A 22,538-nucleotide genomic window follows, 5' to 3' on the forward strand; every position below is an offset into this window, starting at 1 on the left:
ATTGTCTTTTTTAGGGCAAAGTTATTACAATAGAATAAAGAGGTGTTAAAAAATGGATATTTCAATTATTGATGCAACAAAAACAAACAAAACTACTGGAATCATGTACGGAAACGAAAATGCACCAAAACAAATGATCGAATTTGTTAATCTTGCTTGTCCTTATTGTCGACAATGGTTTATCGAATCTTATGACATTTTAGAAGAGGCGGTTCAATCTGGAAGACTCTTACGAATCATCAAATTGTTCGACAAAGAAAAACCTAGTTTACAAAAAGGAAATGTGATGCATCATCATATCACTACGACGGATGGAAAAGTCGCATTAAAACAAATCAAAGCGATTTTCGATGCGCAAGATGAATGGAAACAACTTGATTTAGCCGGCATTGCCGAATATGCAACAGAAACACTTGGTTTAACCGAAAAAGAAGACCAAGCAACTACTCAAGCAATCATCGATGAAGCAAATGCTGCTCACATCCAATTCGTCCCTACTGTAATCATCGATGAACATATCTTTGATGAATCGATTACACCAGAAGAATTGAGTGAATTGGTTAAATAATTCATCATTTGATCATTCCTTGATGTTCAAAATCAAAAATAGACCGAAAAGCGATTGGCTTTTTCGGTCTATTTTTTATCGTTGTAGTAACGAAGTATGCTTGGTTGAACGAAACTGTTGCGGCTTTTCTTGGAGGACCCGCTTGATATTCTCTACTTTTGCTTGTCGTTTGATTTCTTTTTCTATTTCCTTGAATTTTTTTAGTTTCTCCACATCATTTTTACGTTCACTGATTTTTTTTATGCTCATTTTATTATTGCGCTTCGAGATGACTCGAACTGACTCTATGCTTACCCCATGTTTCATGGCATTAGTGACCTTATCGAGATACCTAGCATCTGCAAGGATCGCTGATTTTTGTTCATCTGTAATTCAATACTTTTTGTTAGATAATCTTGTCAGTCTTTTCAATGATCGCCTTTTACTGATGACTAATGATTTTTTTACCGAAAGTAGCTGCGCAATTTGGCTGTTTGTTTTTCCTTCCCCAATCATCCGCTTAACATCTTGCGTTTGCTCCTCTGTCAAATAACTATTTGTCCGTTTTTTGATATTGGGATAGTTTACTAGATCCGCTTGAAACGTGATTTGATAGATATTGGTCAAATTAGTATTGAATTGCTTTGCGACAGCTTCTGTTTTCTCCCCGTTATTAAGCTTCGTTAAAATCAGGTGATTTCTAATTGCACAAGTTTTATGGTGATCCAAGTTAAGAGAGAGACCAATTTCGGCCATTGATTTCCTTTTTTTTAATTCCTCCATAAATTTGGCACATGCTTCAACTGAAAACAACGTCAGTGGCTCAGTTTTATTCTCTTTCTTATCTTTTTTCATGGGCTGTTTTACTGCTCGATTATGATAAACGACTTTCCGAAGTGCAGTAGTTTTCATATTGAACTTTATAGCTAAGATCCTTGCTTTGATTCCACCCTCGCGATAATACAAAATTCGCTGATTCCTAAGTTTTCTTAGTTCATCCACAGGTGTATAAAATCGCTTGCTGATTTCTACTAGTGGCTGCCTTTGCTCGAATGCTTGTTCAATATGACGCGTGCGTGTCCGAATCACAAATTTTTGGTTGATATTCAATTGCTGGGCAATGATTCTTGTTGGCTTTCCTTGTTCTAAGCTCGCGACAATTGCTTGTTCTTGTCGATTGATATTTTTTAGCCATTTCTTACTTTCTTTTGTGACATGACCTTGCAAGGCAAGTGGTTGGCTAATTTTCTGACGAATACGTAAAACATCTTCAACTGATAATCGAAAAGTAGTGGCAACATCTTCTGGATGAGTCATTTGTAATCGTCTTAAAATGGCTTGTTCTCGTATCTTTTCTACACTACTCTCTGCCAATCTCCACCTGTGTGCAACTTCTTTGATGGTCAATTTTTGAACTAACTTTTTCTCGATCATATGATTTCGAATAGTAAGTATCTGTTGATGCTCCATATGTAGCTTTTTAGCGAGATCATTCTTTGAAGCACCGTTTATTAGATGATGTTTGATATAGTTATTGCGTACCTCTCGAATTTGATCTAGCGACATATTCAATCGGTGAGCGATTATTTCCATACGCGTACCTTTTTTGATCTGTCGTATAATTTCTCTTTTTATAACGAATCTGACCTGCCAAAGAGTAAGGTGATGTTTTTTTATGATATATGCGTTCGTTTTGCGATGTCTTATTTCCGCTAATACGTCTTGTTTTTTTCGATTGCTTGCGTACGTATTTGAAATCTTCTTTTGGATGTCACTACCTGTTTTTCATAATCACTCATTTACAGTTTCCTCCTAACTTGTTTGTTTCATTCTCTCGTTATAGGAGTATTTCTTTGATCGATCTTTCTTTTTTTCAACATATGCTAAAAAGAGATCAAGGGAATGATTCTACTTCGTCTTGATCAAAAAGAGTGCTAATGCTCTTTAGAATACTGTCCATTACTCGTATCTATTTATTCACGTTGTGTCATCAATTTCGTTTTTGGCATTTTTTCTTTTTGAATAATTTGCTGGATATTGCGGATTTTCGCTTCTTCTTTCACCTTAGTAAGTAGTTCATCCATCTTTTGTAGTGCCTTCATTTTTGCTGTTTTTCGTCTTTCTTGGATTTCTCTCCCCTTGATTTCTTCAAACCTAGTAGCCAAAACGCGGATGGTCGACTCACTAACCCCTGATTTCGAAGAATTCACAAAAGGAGTCATGTAGTTTAGGTCTTGCATGATCTGCTTTTTTTGTTCTTTTGTGACTCGATGCTTCATCTTGATTGTTCCTTTTTGTGATTTCATTTTTGTTTGCACACATCTGACCAGCGAGTCTTTGATTCCTAGTACTTCAGAGATTTCTCTGAGCGTCATCTTGCGATTGAGGCAGTTTCTAACTGTTTGCACTTGTTCAGGTGTCAAATAATCTAAAGTACGTCGTTTGATATTTGGAAATTCTGCCAGATTTGCTCGGAAAATAACTTCACGAACATTTTTGATATCCATTTTGAATTCTTCTGCGACCGCTTGAGTGGATTCTCCAATGTTCAATTTTGTTAATATCCCATGATTTCTCACTTTATAGATCAGGGGGACGATTACTCCTAATTCTTTTCCCAAAGCCTTCGTTATTTTTGTTTCTTTGATTCGTTTCAGAATTTCTTGTCTTGTCTCATCAGACACTACTGAAATATCAAATGTTTTTCGAGAGCTTGCTGTAGTATGATCAAGCTTACTAGAAGCATTATTCCGACACAAAATCGATCCAACTCTGGATAATGACACATTAAATCTTTTTGAAAGAAGACTACTCGTTTTCCCTTGATCGCTTTGTATCAATAGACGAACATCTCTTAGTCGATAGAGTTCCTCGATTCCAATGTGGAATCGCTGACTGATTTCTTGGCCAGTCTATCCAGCTTCGAATGATTTTTCGATTTCCCGATTACGGATATCAATGACTGCTCGTTGACTGATCATTAATTCTTGTGCTACAGCTTTTGTTGTTTTGCTTTCTTCAAGTAAACTTAGCATCTTCGCTTTGCGTTCCTCTAATTGATCCAAGAGATTTTTGTTCGCGGAAGACAACTCTTTTGTCTTACTATTTGATTCTAGCGAACGTTGCTTGATCAAAAATACTTGTTCCATTGATAAATTGAAATCTCTGGCAATTTCTTCAGGATGTTGTTCTTTCAATCGTTCGATAATCTGTTCATTTCTGATTGAACGAATTTTATTGACTGATAACTGTGAATCTTTTGCTACTTCTGTTAAACTCGATCCTTTTATTGCGAATCTGCAAGATTTGTTTTTCACTCATCTGAAATTCAGCTGCTAATGCTGCTATCTCTCCATTTTTTGCTAATGCGGTATAAATATAATCATTTCGATACTTACGAACTTGTGAGACTGTCAATTTCAACCGATAGGCAATTTTTTTTGGCTTTTTTGCCCGATAATCTCTTGGATTGCCAGCTTTTTCTTGGTTGTATAGAGGCGCTCTCTGCTGATTTGATACTTGTTCATGATGTCTTTTTCCAACTGACCTGATATTAACTCACGATAAATGGCTTGATCACGCTTTTCTTTTAGGTCTCTTGTAGGATATAGTTCATCTATTTTACGTTTCTTACTTTTATGTGCTTCTTCCATAATGCAATCTCCTCCTCACTATCACTAATTTACATTCATTATAAGTACCTAAACTTTAGATTCAGGCCCATTTTTAAGAAAAAGAAAAAAAGTGGTCTGACATCTATCCTCTTGCTTCGATGGACCCTAAAAGCAAAAGACAAATTAGTCAAACCACAATATGTTTATATTTCCATTAAATGAACAATAAATTCATTGTTCGTTAGGATGCTTGTTCCTTTAATTTTTCAGCAAATTCGTTGATTTTTCGAATCCGATGATTGATCCCTGATTTCGAGATCGCTCCGGATGGGATCATTTCTCCTAGTTCTTTTAAACTGACTTCAGGATGTTGCAAGCGTAATTCAGCAATCTCTTGTAACTTTTCCGGAAGTGCTTGTAAACCCACTCGTGCTTCGATCAATTCAATATTTTCAATCTGCTTTGATGCTGCATCAATGGTTTTGTTCAGGTTAGCCGTCTCACAATTGACTAACCGGTTAACTGAATTTCTCATATCACGCACGATCCGCACATCTTCAAAGCGCAACATCGAATTTGTTGCCCCAATCAGAGTCAAGAAATCAGCAATTTTTTCGGCCCCTTTTAAATAAGAGATATAGCCATTACGTCTTTCTAGTGTACGCGCGTGTAAACCATAGTAATTCAACATATTACAAATATCTTGGTTATGTTGTTCGTAGATCGAATAAATCTCTAAGTGATAACGACTTGTTTCCGGGTTATTGACTGAACCCGACGCCATAAATGCGCCACGTAAATATGAACGCATCTTTTGTGCATTTCCCATGATCTCATCGGAAACATGCCCATTGAACATCATGCCATCCATGATATCCAGATCCATCAATACATTTTTTGTTCCTTGTTTCAAGCGAACGATGTAGACATTATTCTTCTTTAATTTCATTTTCTTGCGTACGAGCAGTTCGCTTCGTACTTGATAATGATCTTTTAAAAGTGAGTAGATCCGTCGAGCAATTGCGGCGTTTTCTGTCTGTACATTCAAGATGAATTGCTGGTTGACGATTCCAAGTGAGCCATTCATTCGTAATAACGCGGCTAATTCCGCTTTTGCATGTTCTCGATGGACTTCCAAACCAGTCAATTCCTTCTTGACTTCAGCTGCAAATGACACGTTATCCACCTCCTTTTCACAAAATTTTTCCTTTAATTACTTTGAGCCAAAGACGATACGAAATAGTTCTTCGACTACCTTTTCACCATCATGGAAGACCCCGCCATTTTTCAACTCTAAAAAGTCTGTCGAAATGACCCGACAATTTTCTTCTCTTAAGCCATTAAAATCATGTGCTACTTGGACAAGGTATTCATCGTAGATTTCCGGGTCCATGTAATCTTTTGGTACTTTTTCTGTATTGACTAAAACAGTATCGATAAAGGGTTGGTCTAAATGTTGATGCAACACACGAATATGGTCTGCATCTGAAAAATGTTCTGTTTCCCCTTTTTGTGTCATGATATTACAAATGTACACGACCTCTGCTTTCGTTTGAAGCATGGCTTCACCAACTTCTGGTATGACTAAGTTAGGAAGAATACTCGTGAACAAGCTTCCCGGTCCTAAGACGACCATATCTGCTTCCATGATCGCAGAAACGACTTTGCGGCCTGCTTTGGCTTCACTTTCGTCTTCTGTATTACGCACGAATACCCGATCGATCGTTTTGCGGTCAAGAGCGATTTTAGATTCTCCGATCGCTGTCGTTCCATCTTTGAAGACCGCATGTAAGGTCAACGGCGTTTCAGAAGAGGGATAGATGTGACCATCCACGTGCATCATTCGAGACAATAGTTGTACTGCTTCATAAGTACTCCCTCTCATTTCAGCAACTGCCGCAATGATCAAGTTACCAATGGTATGATTGGCTAAAAATTGGTCTTCTTTTTTGAAACGGTACTGAAAGATATCTTCGTAAAATTGAGGCATATCAGATAGCGAGACTAACACATTTCTTAAATCTCCTGGAGGAGCCATCGCAATCGACTGGCGAATCTCACCGCTGCTACCGCCATCATCTGCGACAGTCACGATTGCCGTGATATCGGCTCCTTGATTACGTAGACTTTTCAAAATAACAGGTAAGCCAGTACCGCCTCCGACTACAACGATTTTGGGTTTTCGAATTCGGTAAGTTTTCATTTTCATGAGCGGTTCACCGTCTCTTTGCGCTTATCTTTGTCACGATGAGTTACATTGACTTTATATGTTTCACTAAGCGCTTGAGATAACCTTTCTGTTAAAGCAACTGAACGGTGTTGTCCACCCGTACAGCCAATTGCTACAGTCAAACTGCTTTTTCCTTCTTTGATATATCCTGGCATGACTGTCTTTAATAAATCAAGGAATTTCAAATAAAATAATTCTGTTTCGTCAAAGGACATGACGTAATCATAGACTGGTTTATCTTTCCCAGTCAATGGTCTTAAATCAGCGATATAATGAGGGTTCGGTAAAAAGCGAACATCCATTACAATATCTGAATCAATCGGTAATCCATATTTGAAACCAAACGAAACAAACTCGATGCGAAATCCTTGATCATCTTTTGTTTTAAATGTTTGATTGATTTTTTCACGTAGTTGTCGTGGAGTTAAAGTCGTCGTATCAATAATGACCGAAGCTTGTGCTTTGATGTCATTTAAAATCGCCCGTTCCTTACGAATACCTTCCGTTACTAGACCATCCATCGCCATCGGATGTGTTCTTCTGGTTTCTTTATAACGAGCAACCAACTCTTCATCAGAAGCATCTAAAAATAAGACAGAGGTATCGATGAAATTTGTGTTTTCGATCTCGATCAACATACTTTGGATCTCTTCAAAGAAAGAGCGTGAACGTAGATCCACACCAAGTGCCATTTTTGTGACTTTCCCCGATTCCTTGATCAGTTCCCAGAATTTCGGGATCAGTGTTGGGGGCATATTATCGATACAAAAGTACCCCATATCTTCAAAGCTTTGAATGGCCACAGTTTTACCTGCACCGCTCATTCCTGTAATGATTACTAGTTCTAAATTATCAGCCATCCGTATGGCCTCCTCTCTCGTTCTCCTATAAAATTATATCATCCCGGGCGTATCATTGCTAGTTTGAATTCGATTTCTTTTGATTTTATTCAAAGACTGTGAAACAAAAACAAATCACTTCAAAATAAGCACGAAAAGTGAGTGGGACATTAGTCCTCACGCACATTCTAAAACCGAATAAATGGCGAGAACAAAAGTACGCTCTTCGGAAATAAGGCGCCATCCACAAAAATTTGAAGAACAATTTTCGTGGATGGCGTCTTATTTCTCGAGGGGAAACATTTCTGTCTCTAACTCTTTTCGCGCTAATTTATAGGAGCTGAACCCCTGTGGATCAAACTCAGCCCACAACTATTATTACACTCAAAACGTATCTTACTTTCGAGCAGACAGTGCCATCTCGATTGTTCGATCAGCTAATATCGACTGCGCATCGATCACAGGATAAGGATTATCGGAGGCAACTTCTTGCATCAAAGACAATTCTGTACAGCCTAAGATGATCTTTTCACATGCCAATCGTTGAACGACTTCTTCTAAAATCTCAAAATAAAGTTCTTTGTTCAAGCGATCTGCTTCTTTGATTTCATGATAAATCAAGTAGTTCACTTTTTCTTGTAGTTCTTGGTCAGGAATCACCACGTCAAATCCTAACGCTTTGATTTCTTTTTCGTAAACGCCGGCAAGAATACTTCCTTGAGTTGCTAAAACAGCTACTTTACCCGTTGTTTTTTGACGGACAAGCTCTTTTGCCGCTTCTCGTGGCATATGCAAAATCGGAATCGTCGTCTCTGCTTGTAAGTCATCAAAAAAGTAATGAGCTGTATTACAAGTCAAAACAATGAAATTCGGTTGTAGTAAATTTTGTTTTTTGACATCCTCTACTAAATAAGAGACAGGATTTTCTTTTGTTTGATCCAAAATGTAGGCCGTTCGATCAGGAACTGTCGCATGATTGAACAATACATAGTTCAAATAATCCTGATCTTTGGCGGCTTTGACACGATGATTGATCAAGCGTACAAAGCTTTCCGTTGCCATCGTTCCCATCCCACCTAAGATGCTGAAAAAATTCTCCATGAACTAGCCTTCTTTCGAATGAAAGTATTTTTTAAATCTTGGAATATAGTTTCGGAACATATAAGTCATCAATACCCAGCGTTTAAGTGAATGATCTTTCTCATAAAACACAGTCGTTCCATAGCGTTTTTCTTTGATCAACTGCAAGGCACGTTGTTTTTGTTCGTTCTCTTTGGCATAAGTCAAAAAGACTTTTTTAGGCACGCCAAGCCATAGCTTCGCTTGGTCTGATTGGTTCGTTCCGTAGGTCGTTTCCACGAATGGCACACCAAAGACACGGTCTTCTGTTAGAAAACGTGCTAAATTCAGACCATTAAGCGTAACAAAGAAACTACTTCTTCCTTGACGAAGATTGATCTCAAATAATTTATATTCCCCATCTCGTGGGTCATATTTCATGTCGAAGTTTGCAAAACCAGTGTACTCGATTTTTTCTAGAAATGCTTTGATCGTTTGGTAGATCTTCTCGTTATAGTCAGGCATGATCACCACATAGTTTCCGATAGACGCTGGTGTTGGGTCTTCAAGTAATGGATGTCCTAGACACATCATTCGTACTTGATGCTGGTCATCAACGTAGGCATTCAAAACACGCATATTGCTGTCATCCCCAGGAATAAAATCTTGTGCGATCATTTCGCTCGTATAACCTGCTTCATAGATCCGACCTAACATCAAATCAAATTCCTCGCGATTATCAATAATAAACGCTTTTTTTCGTCCCTCAAATTGGACAGATAAATATTCCACACTATTTGCCGGTTTTAGTGCTACAGGAAAATTGAAAGGTAACTCTTGTTCCAAGCGGCCATTGTTCAACATTTCTTTTCGAATGATCAATGTTTTGGGATAAGGTAACTGATATTCTTCACATATCTCATAAAAACTCACTTTATTCACTAATCGCTCGAAAAGTGAATAATCGATATAAGGACATATAAAAGTTTCAGACAGCTCCTCTTTATGCTGAGATATCAACTCGGCATATCCATCGCCACAAGCTATCAGTAAATATTTTTTATTTTTATCCGTATATTTTTCTTTTGCTAAACGTCTCATCGTCTCTATAAAAACCGGATCTTGATCAAATCCTGGAATCACTTCAACGTTTACGATTTTGCTATAGCGGGTAGGCGCTAATTGATTCGACGCATAGGATTGACAAACTGTGCCATATGCCTCGTGAAATGAACGGGCCATACCATAAACGTTCATATCGCTACCTAATAAAATAGGGATAAATTCATTTTTTTCATTACTGTTCATCATTATCTCTCACTAACTTAATAATCTCTTGTTTTTTCTTTTACAATTACACAAGGAATATCATACCATAAAGAAAAAAGCAATCAAAGGAATCTCCTCCGATTGCTCAATTCTTTTTTGAACGGATTGAACTTATAGGAAGTTTTTATCTATACCAATAAGTGTAGAAAGAACTACCATATAAAATATTCTAGAATATTCATGAAAAGAAAACAATACATATTGTATTCTTTTAATATTTTTTTAACTATCATCATCACTTTTATTATTTTCCCATGATTTTTTTCAAATAATGTCCTGTATAGCTTTCTTTGACTTTCACTAATTCCTCTGGTGTACCAGTCGCTAGGATCGTACCGCCACCTTCGCCACCTTCAGGTCCTAGGTCGATCAAATGATCCGCTGTTTTGATGACGTCTAAATTGTGTTCAATGACTAACACAGTATTTCCTGCATCAACCAATCGTTGCAAAACATGCAATAAACGAGCAATGTCATCAGTGTGAAGCCCTGTAGTCGGCTCATCTAAAATATAAAAATTCTTCCCATTAGAAATTTTGTGCAGTTCACTCGCAAGTTTCATTCGTTGCGCTTCTCCGCCGGACAATGTCGTTGCTGGTTGTCCCATCGTGACATACCCTAAACCAACATCAACGATCGTTTGTAGTTTTCGATGGATCTTAGGGATCGGTTGGAAAAACTCAACGGCATCTTCAACCGTCATCTCTAAGATATCCGCAATACTTTTTCCTTTGTAATGAACTTCTAATGTTTCTGAGTTATAACGTTTCCCATGACAGACTTCGCATGGGACATACACATCTGGTAAGAAATGCATTTCGATTTTGATGATCCCATCCCCGCGGCAAGCTTCACAGCGTCCACCTTTCACATTGAAACTGAAACGACCTTTTTTGTAGCCACGCATCTTCGCTTCATTAGTTTGAGCAAACAGATCACGGATATCATCAAAAACACTCGTATAAGTCGCCGGATTACTTCTTGGTGTCCGACCAATCGGGCTTTGATCGATATCAATGATTTTTTCGATTCCTTCATAACCAGTTATCGTTTTGAACTTTCCTGGTTTGGCTGAATTACGATTGATTTTTTGTGCTAATGCCTTCTTCAAGATACTGTTCACAAGCGTACTTTTCCCTGAACCAGAGACTCCAGTGACCGCCACGAACTCACCCAAAGGAAACTCGACGGACACGTTTTTCAAGTTGTTTTCTGTCGCACCTGTGATCTTGATCGCTTTCCCTGTACCTTTTCGTCTTGTTTCAGGAACAGGGATCGATTTTTTGCCAGACAGATATTGTCCGGTCAATGAATGTTTATCCTTCGCAACTTGAGCTGGGGTTCCAGCAGAAACGATCTCGCCACCTTGATGTCCCGCACCAGGCCCAACATCGATCAAATAATCAGCTGCACGCATCGTATCTTCATCATGTTCCACAACCACTAAGGTATTGCCAAGATCACGCATTTTCTTCAATGAACCGATCAAGCGATCATTGTCCCGTTGATGCAAGCCAATGGAAGGCTCATCTAAGATATAAAGAACTCCCGATAGATTTGAACCGATTTGTGTGGCTAAACGAATCCGTTGCGCTTCTCCACCTGATAAAGTGCCCGAAGCACGACTAAGTGTCAAATAATCAAGACCCACATTTTCTAAGAATGACAAACGATCATTGACTTCTTTTAGAATCGGACGAGCGATGACTTTTTCTTGCTCTGATAAAGTTAGATTTTCAAAAAATTCAACGGCATGTTGGATCGACAACTCATTCGTCTGACCAATATTCGTACCATTGATCTGTACGGATAAAGCTTGTGGATTCAACCGGTAACCGTCACAAGTCTTACACGTCAATTCTGTCATGTAAAGACGCATTTGTTCTCTCGTAAAATCGCTGTTCGTATCATGGTAGCGACGTTTGATATTGGTCATCACCCCTTCAAATGACGTTTCAACATCTCTCACTCCTCCAAAATCATTTTCGTAGTGGAAATGGAAGGGCTCTGAGGTACCATTCAACACGATTTCTTGATGTTCAATAGGTAAGTCTTCAAATGGTGTATCCATATCGATGCCATAACTTTCGCACGCTTGAGCCAGCATTTGTGGATAATATTGCGAACTGATGGGATTCCAAGGGATGATTGCTCCTTCATTCAATGTTTTTGTTTTATCTGGGATCACTAGATCGATATCGACTTCTAATTTGACACCCAAACCATCACAATCCGGACATGCGCCAAATGGTGCATTGAAAGAAAATAAGCGCGGTTCTAATTCTCCCACTGTAAACCCACAGTACGGACACGCATAATGTTCGCTAAAGAGCATTTCTTCTTCCCCGATCACATCGATCAGTACATAGCCATCCGCTAAACGAAGCGCTGCTTCGATAGAATCGAATAAACGAGAGCGGACGCCTTCTTTGACCACGATTCGGTCAATCACGATCGCGATATCGTGTTTTTTATTTTTCTCTAATTCAGGTACTTCGCTAACGTCATAGGTTTCTCCGTCTACACGAACACGAACATACCCTTCTTTTTGGACACGTTCAAATACTTTTTTGTGTTGTCCTTTTTTCTTTACCACGATCGGTGCTAAAATTTGGATCTTCGTCCGATCAGACAGTTCTAGCACTTTGTCCACCATTTGTTCGACGGATTGACTGGTGATCTCGATATGGTCATTTGGACAGATCGGATGACCGACCCGAGCAAACAACAAACGTAAATAATCATTGATCTCTGTGACTGTCCCTACGGTAGAACGAGGGTTTTTACTGGTTGTTTTTTGATCGATCGAGATTGCTGGGCTAAGTCCATCAATACTATCGACATCCGGTTTATCCATTTGCCCCAAAAATTGACGGGCATACGCAGATAAACTTTCGACATATCGGCGTTGTCCCTCTGCGTATAATGTGTCAAAAGCAAGTGAACTTTTCCCTGAACCGGATAATCCGGTGACGACCACGAATTTATCACGTGGGATCGTCACATCGATATTCTTCAAATTGTGCGCTCTTGCGCCATGAATAATAATTTTATCGTTAGCCATGTTTACCCCCTACTCAGATGCTTTTAATTCAAGAATCATATCACGCACATTGGCTGCAGTCTCGAAATCCAATGCTTTCGCTGCATCTTTCATTTCTTTTTCTAGTTTCATCAATAGTGTTGCTTTTTCTTCTCTTGTCATCTCTTCATAAGAAACTTGTACCGTTTCTTTTGCATCATCTTCTGATTCTTTCGTAATCGAGATCAAGTCTCGGATTTCTTTGATGATCGTTTTCGGAACAATACCATGTTCCTCATTGTATTGTTGCTGGATACTACGACGTCTTGACGTTTCGTCCATGGCCAAACGCATAGAATCAGTGACTCTGTCCGCATACATGATGACTTTACCTTCTGAGTTACGTGCCGCACGTCCGATGGTTTGGACTAACGAACGTTCACTTCGTAAGAACCCTTCTTTATCGGCATCTAAAATAGCGACTAACGATACTTCAGGGACATCTAATCCTTCACGTAGTAAGTTGATACCAACTAATACATCGAACTCACCTAAACGAAGGTCGCGAATGATCTCTGTTCGTTCTAATGTTTTGATATCACTATGCAAGTATTTCACTTTGATCCCTAACTCTTTGAAGTAATCGGTCAAGTCTTCTGACATCTTTTTCGTCAACGTGGTCACGAACACCCGTTGATCTTTTTCGACCCGCTCATTGATCTCACCAACTAGATCATCGATTTGACCCATGATCGGTCGTACTTCGATGACTGGGTCTAATAATCCTGTTGGTCGAATGATTTGTTGGACCACTGTGTCTGTTTGTTCGTACTCATAAGGTCCAGGAGTAGCTGAAACATAGACGATCTGGTTGACATGTTTCTCAAATTCTTCTAGACGCAAAGGACGGTTATCTAGTGCAGATGGCAAGCGGAAGCCATAATCGACTAGCATTTGTTTTCTCGCACGGTCTCCGTTATACATTCCACGGATCTGTGGCATCGTCACATGAGATTCATCAATGACCATCAGCGCATCCTCAGGGAAGAAATCTAATAACGTATACGGCGGTTCGCCTTCTTTACGACCATCCATATGACGTGAATAGTTTTCGATCCCTGAAGTATAGCCCATCTCTAACATCATCTCGATGTCATAGTTCGTCCGTTGTTCTAAGCGTTGCGCCTCTAGTAATTTGTTCTCATTACGTAACACAGTCAAGCGTTGTTCCAGTTCTGCTTTGATATTTGCGACCGCATGTTCCATATGATCGTCATCGGTCACAAAGTGAGTGGCTGGGAAAATAGCGACGTGCTCTGTTTCGCCTAATACTTCACCTGTCAACGCATTCACCTCACGGATTCTTTCGACCTCATCACCAAAAAATTCCACGCGTAATGCTCGCTCATCACGTGAAGCCGGAAAGATCTCCACGACATCACCACGCACTCGAAAACGACCGCGCTGAAAATCAATATCGTTTCGCTCAAATTGGATGCTGACTAGATCTCGGATCAATTGATTACGGTCCATCTCCGCACCTTGTCTGATCGACACGACTTGTTTTTGATATTCGAATGGTGAACCTAATCCAAAAATACAAGAAACCGAAGCAATCACGATCACGTCATTTCGTTCTAACAATGAACTTGTGGCGGAATGACGCAATTTATCGATTTCATCGTTGACACTTGAATCTTTTTCAATGTACGTATCACTCGAAGGTACATAGGCTTCTGGTTGATAATAATCATAGTAAGAAACAAAATATTCGACCGCATTATTCGGAAAGAACTCTTTGAATTCCCCATATAATTGGCCAGCTAGTGTCTTATTATGTGCAATGATCAAAGTTGGTTTATTTACTTTTTCGATCAAATTAGATATCGTATAGGTTTTCCCTGTTCCGGTCGCACCTAATAAAATCTGCGCTTTTTTACCCTCATTTACACCTTCGACCAACTGCTTGATCGCTTCTGGTTGATCGCCGGCTGGTTGGTATTTTGACACCAACTCGAAATGACGGGAGGTATCTCTTTCAATCATTGTTCGTCCTCCTTTTCGTTCATTCCTTCTCTCATTTCATCAAAAAAAAGAAAAGGAAAGCAAAGGCATTCCTTGTTCTTCTATTATATCACGGCGAACATACTTTCGCCAATTGAAAGTTTCAGATCTTATAGTTCATCTCTTTCTTTTATTACATGTCACATTTTCTTACATACCATGTAATAAACTGCTACTTTTTTGAATTATTTTTTCTTGGAATCTTGTGTTAGGAATATCTTTTCGCCTATAATAGTTAAATATGGAAATTATCGAAATTTATATAGGAGGTTATTTATGAAAAAAAGAAACATGTTACAGACATTCCTTTTCATAATGACAGGACTTGTTACATTCGCTCTGCACACGCCTGTGCAAGCTGATGAGACGCAATCGACTACAGCAACTAGCGAGACGATGCAAAAAATAGAACCTAAAAAAGACGTTTATGTGATTGCAAGTGATTCGGCCTTCGCTCCATTCGAGTATCAAAATGCGGATGGCGAATATGTGGGGATCGATGTCAGCTTAATGGAAGCTATCTCAGAAATGCATGGGTTCAATATCCGCATGGACTTCCGCGGTTTCTCTGCTGCGTTACAAGCATTGGAATCTGGACAAGCAGATGGAATGATCGCGGGGATGACGATTACAGATGAACGTAAAAAAACGTTTGATTTTTCAGACCCTTATTTCCAAAGTGGTATCCAAATCGCAGTCAAAAAAGGCAATACTTCGATCAAGTCTTATGAAGACTTAGATGGAAAAACAGTCGGTGCGAAAGTCGGTACCGAAAGTGCAGATTTCTTGGTCGCTAACCAAGAGAAATATGGCTACGAAATCAAATATTTCGATGCTGCAGATCAACTATATGACAGTTTGAGAGTCGGAGCAATTGACGCAATGATGGATGACTATCCAGTAATCGGTTATGCGATCAAAAATGGTCAGGAATTAGAAACGCCGATCGAACGAGAAACTGGTGGCTCTTATGGTTTCGCAGTGAAAAAAGGAGAAAATCCTGAATTATTACAAATGTTCAACGAAGGATTAAAAGAATTAAAACGAACAGGTCAATATGATGAGATCATCAATCAATACATCTCTACAGATGAAAGTGCAGCAGCATTAGCTGTTGATGAATCGACATTGACTGGCTTGATCCAAAACAATTACAAAGCGCTATTGAAAGGCTTATGGCAAACGATCCTATTAACCTTGATTTCATTTGCACTAGCTTTAGTTGTCGGCGTAATCTTCGGTCTTTTCAGTGTTGCACCGATCCGCGCCTTACGAACAGTTGCCAGCATCTATGTAGATATCATTCGTGGAATCCCGATGATGGTACTTGCTTTCTTCATCTTTTTCGGTCTACCAAGTATCGTCGGCTTTACGATTCCTGACTTTATTGCAGGGATCATTACATTGACCTTGAACGCGAGTGCCTATATCGCTGAAATCGTACGTGGTGGGATCAATGCAGTTCCAACAGGACAAATGGAAGCTTCACGAAGTTTAGGTCTGTCTTATAACCGTACGATGCAAAAAATCATTTTACCACAAGCATTTAAAATCATGATTCCATCGTTTGTCAACCAATTCGTGATCTCATTGAAAGATACGACGATCATTTCAGCGATCGGTGTGGTCGAGTTGTTACAAACTGGACGAATCATCGTTGCTCGGACCACTCAAAGTACGTATGTTTACTTGATCATCGCAGTAATGTACTTGATCTTGATCACTGCATTGACGAAATTCGCGAAAGTTTTAGAAAAGAAGGTGAAATAAGATGACAGAAAAAATCTTAGTCGAACATCTTGTAAAAAAATATGGAGACAACACTGTCTTGAACGACATCAACGTGTCGATCAATGAAGGCGATGTTGTTTGTGTGATCGGACCTTCTGGTTCAGGTAAAAGTACTTTTTTACGTTGTTTGAACCGTTTAGAAGATCCGACATCCGGTGATATCATCATTGATGGTGCTCATTTGATGGATAAAAACACAGATATCAACTTAGTAAGACAACATATTGGCATGGTATTCCAGCATTTCAATCTTTTCCCACATCTTTCTGTGTTGGAAAACATCGTTTTAGCACCGATGGATCTAAAGAAACTCTCTCGTGAGGAAGCAGAGAAAAAAGCAATCAAATTGTTAGAAACAGTTGGTTTAGAAGACAAAAAAGATATGTACCCAGATAACTTATCTGGTGGACAAAAACAACGGGTTGCTATCGCTCGTGCATTAGCTATGAATCCCGATATCATGCTCTTTGATGAACCTACTTCAGCCTTGGACCCAGAAATGGTCGGCGATGTATTGAATGTCATGAAAAAATTAGCGAAACAAGGAATGACTATGGTCATCGTGACACATGAAATGGGCTTTGCTAAAGAAGTCGCTAACCGTGTCATGTTTATAGATGGCGGCAACTTCCTTGAAGATGGCACACCACAACAAATCTTTGAAAATCCGCAAAATGAGCGAACGAAAGATTTCTTGGATAAAGTATTAGATATCTGATCGACTAAAAAAGGCCTCTAAGAACGTCTGGAAAAACCAAGCGTCCTTAGGGGCTTTTTACTATTGATTTTTAACGAATGTTACATGATCCACCGATACCCATCCTTGCGCTTTTGCATCAACATAAATGCCAATCTCACTCGTGCCTGAAGTAACCGAGATATCTTTGATCGTTACCTTCGTCCACTCGCCACTTTTAGTGATCGAAGTCTTCAGTTCTTTCCCACCATGATTTTTGACATACACCTGACTAGTGGTCAAATCGCCGCCTGCCATAGTATAAGCAGTTAATGTGTAGGTTCCCTTGCTTAATCCATTAACCGTTTGATATATCGACATTTGATACGCTTGATCATCCCAAAAGGTTGCTTTATACGTTCCGGAAAACCCACCAGTTTCAGTTTTCAATGTATCGATTGCTGCACCATTGCCTCGCCACACCGACCAATTGGACGGTGCGTTCGTGAAACCGTCATTTTCAAAACTAGGATTTTTCAGAAGATTTTGCTGTCTCCCGGCTTCTTGAAACGCCTTTAAGCTGGAAAGTGCTTGCCCATTGAAATCAAACATCGCTTGGTTGTCCCACTCATTTCCTGTTTGAGATTGTACGCCTAGATAGTTCATTCCAGCAGCTGTTGCCCAAGAGACATTGCCGTTATACCATAGAGGTTCCCAGTAGAAGAATCCGTTTCCTTTCTCATTTGGCACGATTTGGATACGGGTCACCAAATCATTCAAATATTCTCTTTGTCCTGCTGGTGTTGCCGCATAGCCTCCTGCAATTTCCTGTTCAGGTCCAAAAGCATTGGGCATACTATCCGCACTGGCAGTTGTGTGTCCATACGCAGTCTCTACCACATTGACTTCTTTATCATATCTGGCACTGATCGTGTTCATTGTTGTTTGTAAGGCATTCATCGAGCCATGCCAATAAGGATAATAGGACAGGCCGATCAAATCGTAATCCACCCCACGTTTTGTAATCTCATCAAACCACCAAGTAAATACATCTGTATCTCCACCATCAGCTAAATGTAGCATGATCGGCGTGTCGACTGGTTGTGTTTCTTTTACTCCCCGAATCCCAGACTTCAAGAAAGTGGCTAATCGATCAAACTCGCCACCACCTTCCCCCCATGATTTCCCATGTGGCCAAAGCATGCCGCTATTCAATTCATTACCTATCTGGACCATATCAGGATATACGCCATTGTTTTTCATTTCTGTCAATACACTTTTCGTATAACCGTATAAGGCTGCATCAAGTTGCTCAAAGCTATAGTTTTCCCATGCTTTCGGTAGGTTTTGTTTGCCAGGGTCCACCCAGAAATCACTATAATGAAAATCAAGTAACACTTTCAATCCTAGGTTTTTCGCACGTTTCGCCAAAGCAATCGTTGTTTTCAAATCATTCGTGCCTGCACCATATGAATTCCCTTGATCATCATAAGGATCTTGCCATAATCGCAAACGAACATAGTTGACGCCATTGTTCTTTAGAATCTGTAATGCATCTTTTTTCACACCATTTTCGTAATATCCTGCACCAGATTTTTCCATATCTGCTAATATCGAGATATCTGCTCCTCGTATCAATTCCTTTGCCTCCACTTGCTTTGTGCCTAATACTACACTGACTAATGAAACAAATAATCCGACAACCAACACTCGCCAACCTTTTACTTTGTTCATTTAACGATCTCTCCTTTGATTTAAAATTGATCTAAAACAAACCGAACAGCTTTCTCAGGATCTCTTGTCAAACCAATGTATTCTGCACCTTTTGTGGCAACCAATTTAATCCCTAAACGATCTGTGTCTTCCTTGATATCCTCATAGTAAGATTGGACTTGCGGCGCCAAGACGATCATATCAAAGTCTTCCATCATCTCGTAATGAGAACCATAAGCACCTGCTAAAGCACTGATTGGTGCATCAAATTCTTTTGCTCCTTCTTTTAAGGCATTTGCAAGCATAGCACTTGTACCTGCACCTGCACATAAAACTAATACATTGATTTCTTTTCCTGAATCACCCAAAGAACTCGCTTCTGTTGCCAATACTTCATTCGCCGGAATCGTCACAGTCACTTTTGTTTCGTTTTCTTGCATGGCTACTTGTTCTGCTTGTCGTGCTTCTTGCTCGACTAACGTTGCATCATACGCCTTACAGAATGGGAAGTAGATTGCAAAGTCGACGAGAATCAAGACGGCGGCTAATACAAACGCCAAAACCCCCATGCCGGTTCCCAAAACTAGTCCAATCGGCGCTGGCGTTGCCCAAGGTAAGACATACATGAAACTATTCATTCCAAACACATCAACAAAAAACTTGAACAAGCAAACGTTTACAATCGGTGTCAATAAAAACGGAACAAAGAAATACGGATTCAAAATCATCGGTGCCGCAAACAACAACGGCTCATTCACAGCAAAGCTGACTGGAATAACTGAAGCTTTACCAACGGCTTTTAACTGTTTGGATTTTGCAAACAGCAAAAAGATAAACGGCACGACTAAAGTCGCACCTGTTCCACCCATCGTTCCGACAAAATTTCCTAAACCAACAGTCAATACATGTGAAGCTTGTTCCCCAGAATTAAACAGTTGTAAATTGGTTTCGACATTCGCATAAATGATCGCTGCAATCGCTGGTTCAACAATCGATGGGCCATGCACACCAACAAACCAGAAAAATGCCATAGCACCCCAGATCACGGCTATCCCCAAATAGCCATCTGCTGCTGTAAATAGTGGTTGTAATAAAGTGATGATGGCTTCTGCAAAAGAGATGCCAAAAAGACTACGTGCAGCTAAGTCGACCAACACGGCGGCAAAGACCGAAAATGAAAATGGAAAAATATCGCGGAACGTTTGAGAAATCGTTCCTGGCACTTCTTTTGGCATCTTGATCGTAATATCTTTTCGTACACAAAACTTATAAATATTTACAGTAATAAATGCAGCGATGAACGAAGCAAGTAATCCTTTCGTCCCCATATATTCCGTTGAAAAACCACCTTCGATCGGTGAGACACTCAACAATAAGAAACTAACTAAAGAAGCAAGCATCACCGATGTGGTATTGATGATTTTATTTTTCGGCATTCTCCGATTCATCGATTCAGCTAAACAACGTGCAGTAGTTGTAGAAACTAATATGCCCACGACCCCCATCGAATAATTGTAGATTTTCCATAACCAGGTCGATACTCCTTCTGGCCATTGAAAACCAAAAATCTCAGGAACTGCCGCAATCAAAATAAAGATACTTGAAAATAAAATTGCAGGCATAGCCGTCAAGAATCCATCTCTGACCGCACCTAAGTATATATTACGTGAGATTTTTTCAAAGATCGGTTTGCCTTTTTCAATTTGCTTGATGATCCCATTCATGCTTTTCACTCCTAGTGATTATTTGTTTTTATATAACTCAATAAAATCTTGGATCAAATCTCTTAGCAATAAAGTAGTCATCAAGTGATCTTGTCCATGGATAAAAATAAATCCCATATCCATATCTTTTCCTGAAGCTTCTTCTGCTAAGATCTTCGTTTGTGAATTATGGGCTAATGTCAAATTCTCATCTGCATCCTTCAAGGCTTCTTCCACACGATCAAATTTCCCTTGACGTACTTCTCTTAATAATGTGAGTAACGTACTACGTGCATCCCCTGAATAAGCCACGATCTCAAAACCTAACATTTGCAATTCTTCTTTATTCATCTTCCATTCCTCCAACTTAAATGATTGTTTTTGTTTCACTGACGAATTTGTACCAATAGGCGGACTCTTTAGGGTAACGTTTTTGTGTTTCGAAATCGACATAGAAGAGTCCGTATCGTTTATTGTAACCATTTGACCAAGAGAACAAATCCATTAACGACCATAGGAAATAGCCTTTCACGTTGACTCCAGCAGATATAGCTTGGCTCAATGATTCTAAATAAACTTTCAAATATTCGATCCGTGGTTGGTCCATGATCACACCATCATCGAACTGATCTTTGAATCCCATCCCATTTTCAGTGATGTAGATTTTATTGTAGTGGGGATAATCTTCCTTGATACGTAACAATAAATCATATAACCCTTCTGGATAGATCAACCAGTCCCAATCCGTTCGAGGGATCCCTTCTTTATAGATCCGTTCCCCAATTCCTTTTACTTTATAAACAGAAGTTCCTTTGTCCCCTGTGCCATTATGATGGATCGCATTCTCTCCATGATACGCTTTGACAAAGTGGCATTGATAATGGTTGATCCCCAAGTAATCATTACGATGTGAGGCACGCTTCATCTCCGCCAGATCCTCTTCAGGAAACTCATAACTTGCGTCGTTCGCTTCACAAATCTCAGCAAGTGCTGACAATGTTTCATCAGAGTAATATCCTAAGTAAGTGGCATCTAAGAGAAAACGGATCGACAACGCATCATCTAAGAATGCTGCATGTTGATCTTCCAAAGCGTCCGATGCAGGATATTTCGTTTCTAAGGAATGAACCACACCAATTTCACCGGCGTATCCCTCGTCCTTGAACAAGTTCACCACTCTTGCGTGCGCATACATCATGTTATGCAAACAAGCAATGATTTTGGTAAAATCATAGGTGATTCCTGGTGGGAAAATCCCTAATAAATATTGATTCGTTGCCACTGGATAAATCTCGTTGAAGGTACTCCAGTAACGCACTTCTTTAAATTCTTTAAAGCAAAATTTTGCATATGCAACAAATGCTTCTATATTGTCTCTATTTAAAAAATCACCTTGATCAAATAAAACTTTCGGAGTATCAAAATGATGGAGCGTCACAAAAGGAAGTACACCATGTTTCTCACAAGCTGCAAAGACCTTATGGTAAAATGCCACACCCTCTTCATTAACTTTCCCAGTTCCATCAGGAAAAATACGACTCCACGCAATGGATAAACGTAACCCATTCACACCAAACTTTTCACATAATTCAATATCTTTTTCATATTGATGATAGAAATCACTTGCCGGATCAGGACTGAATCTTCCTTGTTTCTCTAAAAACTCGTCCCAAGCAACTTCACCTTTTCCGCCTTCTTTTGTTGCACCTTCTACTTGGTATGCCGCTGTTGCTCCGCCAAAAATAAAATCTTCTGGTAATTTCAGCATCTCTTCCCCTACCTTCTTGTCTACTAATTTATATGACAACACGAATTGTAATCGCATCCAAAACATTTGTCAACAAAAACAAACAAATTCAATCAAAAAATTGCATTTATTTAAAATAAAAGTGGCAATTGTTTGTTTAGGTTGATTATTTTTGTTTGCACATGTTTGTTTTTGTTGACCTCC

General features: G+C 39.4%; 18 protein-coding genes and 2 pseudogenes. 3 read left to right on the forward strand and 17 right to left on the reverse strand.

Annotated elements, in window-relative coordinates:
* Positions 1-52: 52 nt before the first annotated feature.
* Positions 53-568: a DsbA family protein gene (locus IGJ95_RS08225; protein ID WP_153829764.1), complete on the forward strand. Its 516-nt coding sequence runs from the start codon at positions 53-55 to the stop codon at positions 566-568.
* A 75-nt stretch (positions 569-643) separates the two neighbouring features.
* Here IGJ95_RS08225 and IGJ95_RS08230 read toward each other — a convergent pair whose 3' ends face one another.
* The 12 genes from IGJ95_RS08230 to uvrB form a co-directional block, all read right to left on the reverse strand.
* Positions 644-874: a hypothetical protein gene (locus tag IGJ95_RS08230; protein ID WP_194179798.1), complete on the reverse strand. Its 231-nt coding sequence runs from the start codon at positions 872-874 to the stop codon at positions 644-646.
* 66 nt (positions 875-940) lie between these two features.
* Entirely contained in the window at positions 941-2,140 is a 1,200-nt protein-coding gene (locus IGJ95_RS08235) for a hypothetical protein (protein ID WP_153829762.1), read from the reverse strand.
* A gap of 380 nt (positions 2,141-2,520) precedes the next feature.
* Positions 2,521-3,333, reverse strand: a complete 813-nt coding sequence (locus IGJ95_RS08240; RefSeq protein WP_153829761.1) for a hypothetical protein — start codon at positions 3,331-3,333, stop codon at positions 2,521-2,523.
* Positions 3,334-3,459: 126 nt separating this feature from the next.
* On the reverse strand, positions 3,460-3,864 hold the full coding sequence (locus tag IGJ95_RS08245) for a hypothetical protein (protein WP_438761707.1): 405 nt from the start codon (positions 3,862-3,864) through the stop codon (positions 3,460-3,462).
* Positions 3,865-3,966: 102 nt separating this feature from the next.
* Positions 3,967-4,200: a hypothetical protein gene (locus tag IGJ95_RS08250; protein ID WP_023519820.1), complete on the reverse strand. Its 234-nt coding sequence runs from the start codon at positions 4,198-4,200 to the stop codon at positions 3,967-3,969.
* A gap of 202 nt (positions 4,201-4,402) precedes the next feature.
* The gene (gene whiA, locus IGJ95_RS08255) at positions 4,403-5,338 is read right to left on the reverse strand and encodes a DNA-binding protein WhiA (RefSeq protein WP_010735234.1); all 936 of its coding nucleotides are present in this window, start codon (positions 5,336-5,338) and stop codon (positions 4,403-4,405) included.
* A 36-nt stretch (positions 5,339-5,374) separates the two neighbouring features.
* Complete coding sequence (locus IGJ95_RS08260; RefSeq protein WP_010735233.1) at positions 5,375-6,370, reverse strand: gluconeogenesis factor YvcK family protein; 996 nt, start codon at positions 6,368-6,370, stop codon at positions 5,375-5,377.
* The gene (gene rapZ, locus IGJ95_RS08265; RefSeq protein ID WP_010735232.1) at positions 6,367-7,251 is read right to left on the reverse strand and encodes an RNase adapter RapZ; all 885 of its coding nucleotides are present in this window, start codon (positions 7,249-7,251) and stop codon (positions 6,367-6,369) included. The genes IGJ95_RS08260 and rapZ overlap by 4 nt, the downstream gene beginning before the upstream one ends.
* 375 nt (positions 7,252-7,626) lie before the next feature.
* Positions 7,627-8,331, reverse strand: a complete 705-nt coding sequence (locus IGJ95_RS08270; protein ID WP_010735231.1) for an amino acid racemase — start codon at positions 8,329-8,331, stop codon at positions 7,627-7,629.
* A gap of 3 nt (positions 8,332-8,334) precedes the next feature.
* On the reverse strand, positions 8,335-9,600 hold the full coding sequence (locus IGJ95_RS08275; RefSeq protein WP_041684221.1) for a D-aspartate ligase: 1,266 nt from the start codon (positions 9,598-9,600) through the stop codon (positions 8,335-8,337).
* A 262-nt stretch (positions 9,601-9,862) separates the two neighbouring features.
* The gene (gene uvrA / locus IGJ95_RS08280; protein WP_010735229.1) at positions 9,863-12,682 is read right to left on the reverse strand and encodes an excinuclease ABC subunit UvrA; all 2,820 of its coding nucleotides are present in this window, start codon (positions 12,680-12,682) and stop codon (positions 9,863-9,865) included.
* A gap of 9 nt (positions 12,683-12,691) precedes the next feature.
* Positions 12,692-14,686: an excinuclease ABC subunit UvrB gene (gene uvrB, locus IGJ95_RS08285; protein ID WP_019723722.1), complete on the reverse strand. Its 1,995-nt coding sequence runs from the start codon at positions 14,684-14,686 to the stop codon at positions 12,692-12,694.
* Between the two features lie 198 nt (positions 14,687-14,884).
* Between uvrB and IGJ95_RS08290 the strand changes: the two genes are divergently transcribed.
* Together IGJ95_RS08290 and IGJ95_RS08295 are read left to right on the forward strand one after the other, a co-directional pair.
* Complete coding sequence (locus IGJ95_RS08290; protein ID WP_438761709.1) at positions 14,885-16,474, forward strand: amino acid ABC transporter substrate-binding protein/permease; 1,590 nt, start codon at positions 14,885-14,887, stop codon at positions 16,472-16,474.
* A gap of 1 nt (position 16,475) precedes the next feature.
* On the forward strand, positions 16,476-17,213 hold the full coding sequence (locus IGJ95_RS08295) for an amino acid ABC transporter ATP-binding protein (protein WP_019723724.1): 738 nt from the start codon (positions 16,476-16,478) through the stop codon (positions 17,211-17,213).
* 60 nt (positions 17,214-17,273) lie between these two features.
* Here IGJ95_RS08295 and IGJ95_RS08300 read toward each other — a convergent pair whose 3' ends face one another.
* The 5 genes and pseudogenes from IGJ95_RS08300 to lacG form a co-directional block, all read right to left on the reverse strand.
* Positions 17,274-18,905 (reverse strand): glycosyl hydrolase 53 family protein, encoded by a 1,632-nt coding sequence (locus IGJ95_RS08300; RefSeq protein WP_438761711.1) that lies wholly within the window; start codon positions 18,903-18,905, stop codon positions 17,274-17,276.
* Positions 18,906-18,925: 20 nt separating this feature from the next.
* Positions 18,926-19,246 (reverse strand): annotated as a pseudogene (locus tag IGJ95_RS08305) (lactose/cellobiose PTS transporter subunit IIB); the annotation flags it as partial.
* A gap of 77 nt (positions 19,247-19,323) precedes the next feature.
* A pseudogene (locus tag IGJ95_RS08310) lies at positions 19,324-20,608 on the reverse strand (PTS transporter subunit EIIC); the annotation flags it as partial.
* A gap of 18 nt (positions 20,609-20,626) precedes the next feature.
* Entirely contained in the window at positions 20,627-20,938 is a 312-nt protein-coding gene (locus tag IGJ95_RS08315) for a PTS lactose/cellobiose transporter subunit IIA (protein ID WP_010735223.1), read from the reverse strand.
* A 16-nt stretch (positions 20,939-20,954) separates the two neighbouring features.
* On the reverse strand, positions 20,955-22,355 hold the full coding sequence (gene lacG, locus IGJ95_RS08320; protein ID WP_010735222.1) for a 6-phospho-beta-galactosidase: 1,401 nt from the start codon (positions 22,353-22,355) through the stop codon (positions 20,955-20,957).
* Between the last annotated feature and the right edge of the window lie 183 nt (positions 22,356-22,538).

It is taken from the genome of Enterococcus sp. AZ156, assembly GCF_051714165.1.
Lineage (GTDB): Bacteria > Bacillota > Bacilli > Lactobacillales > Enterococcaceae > Enterococcus_B > Enterococcus_B pernyi.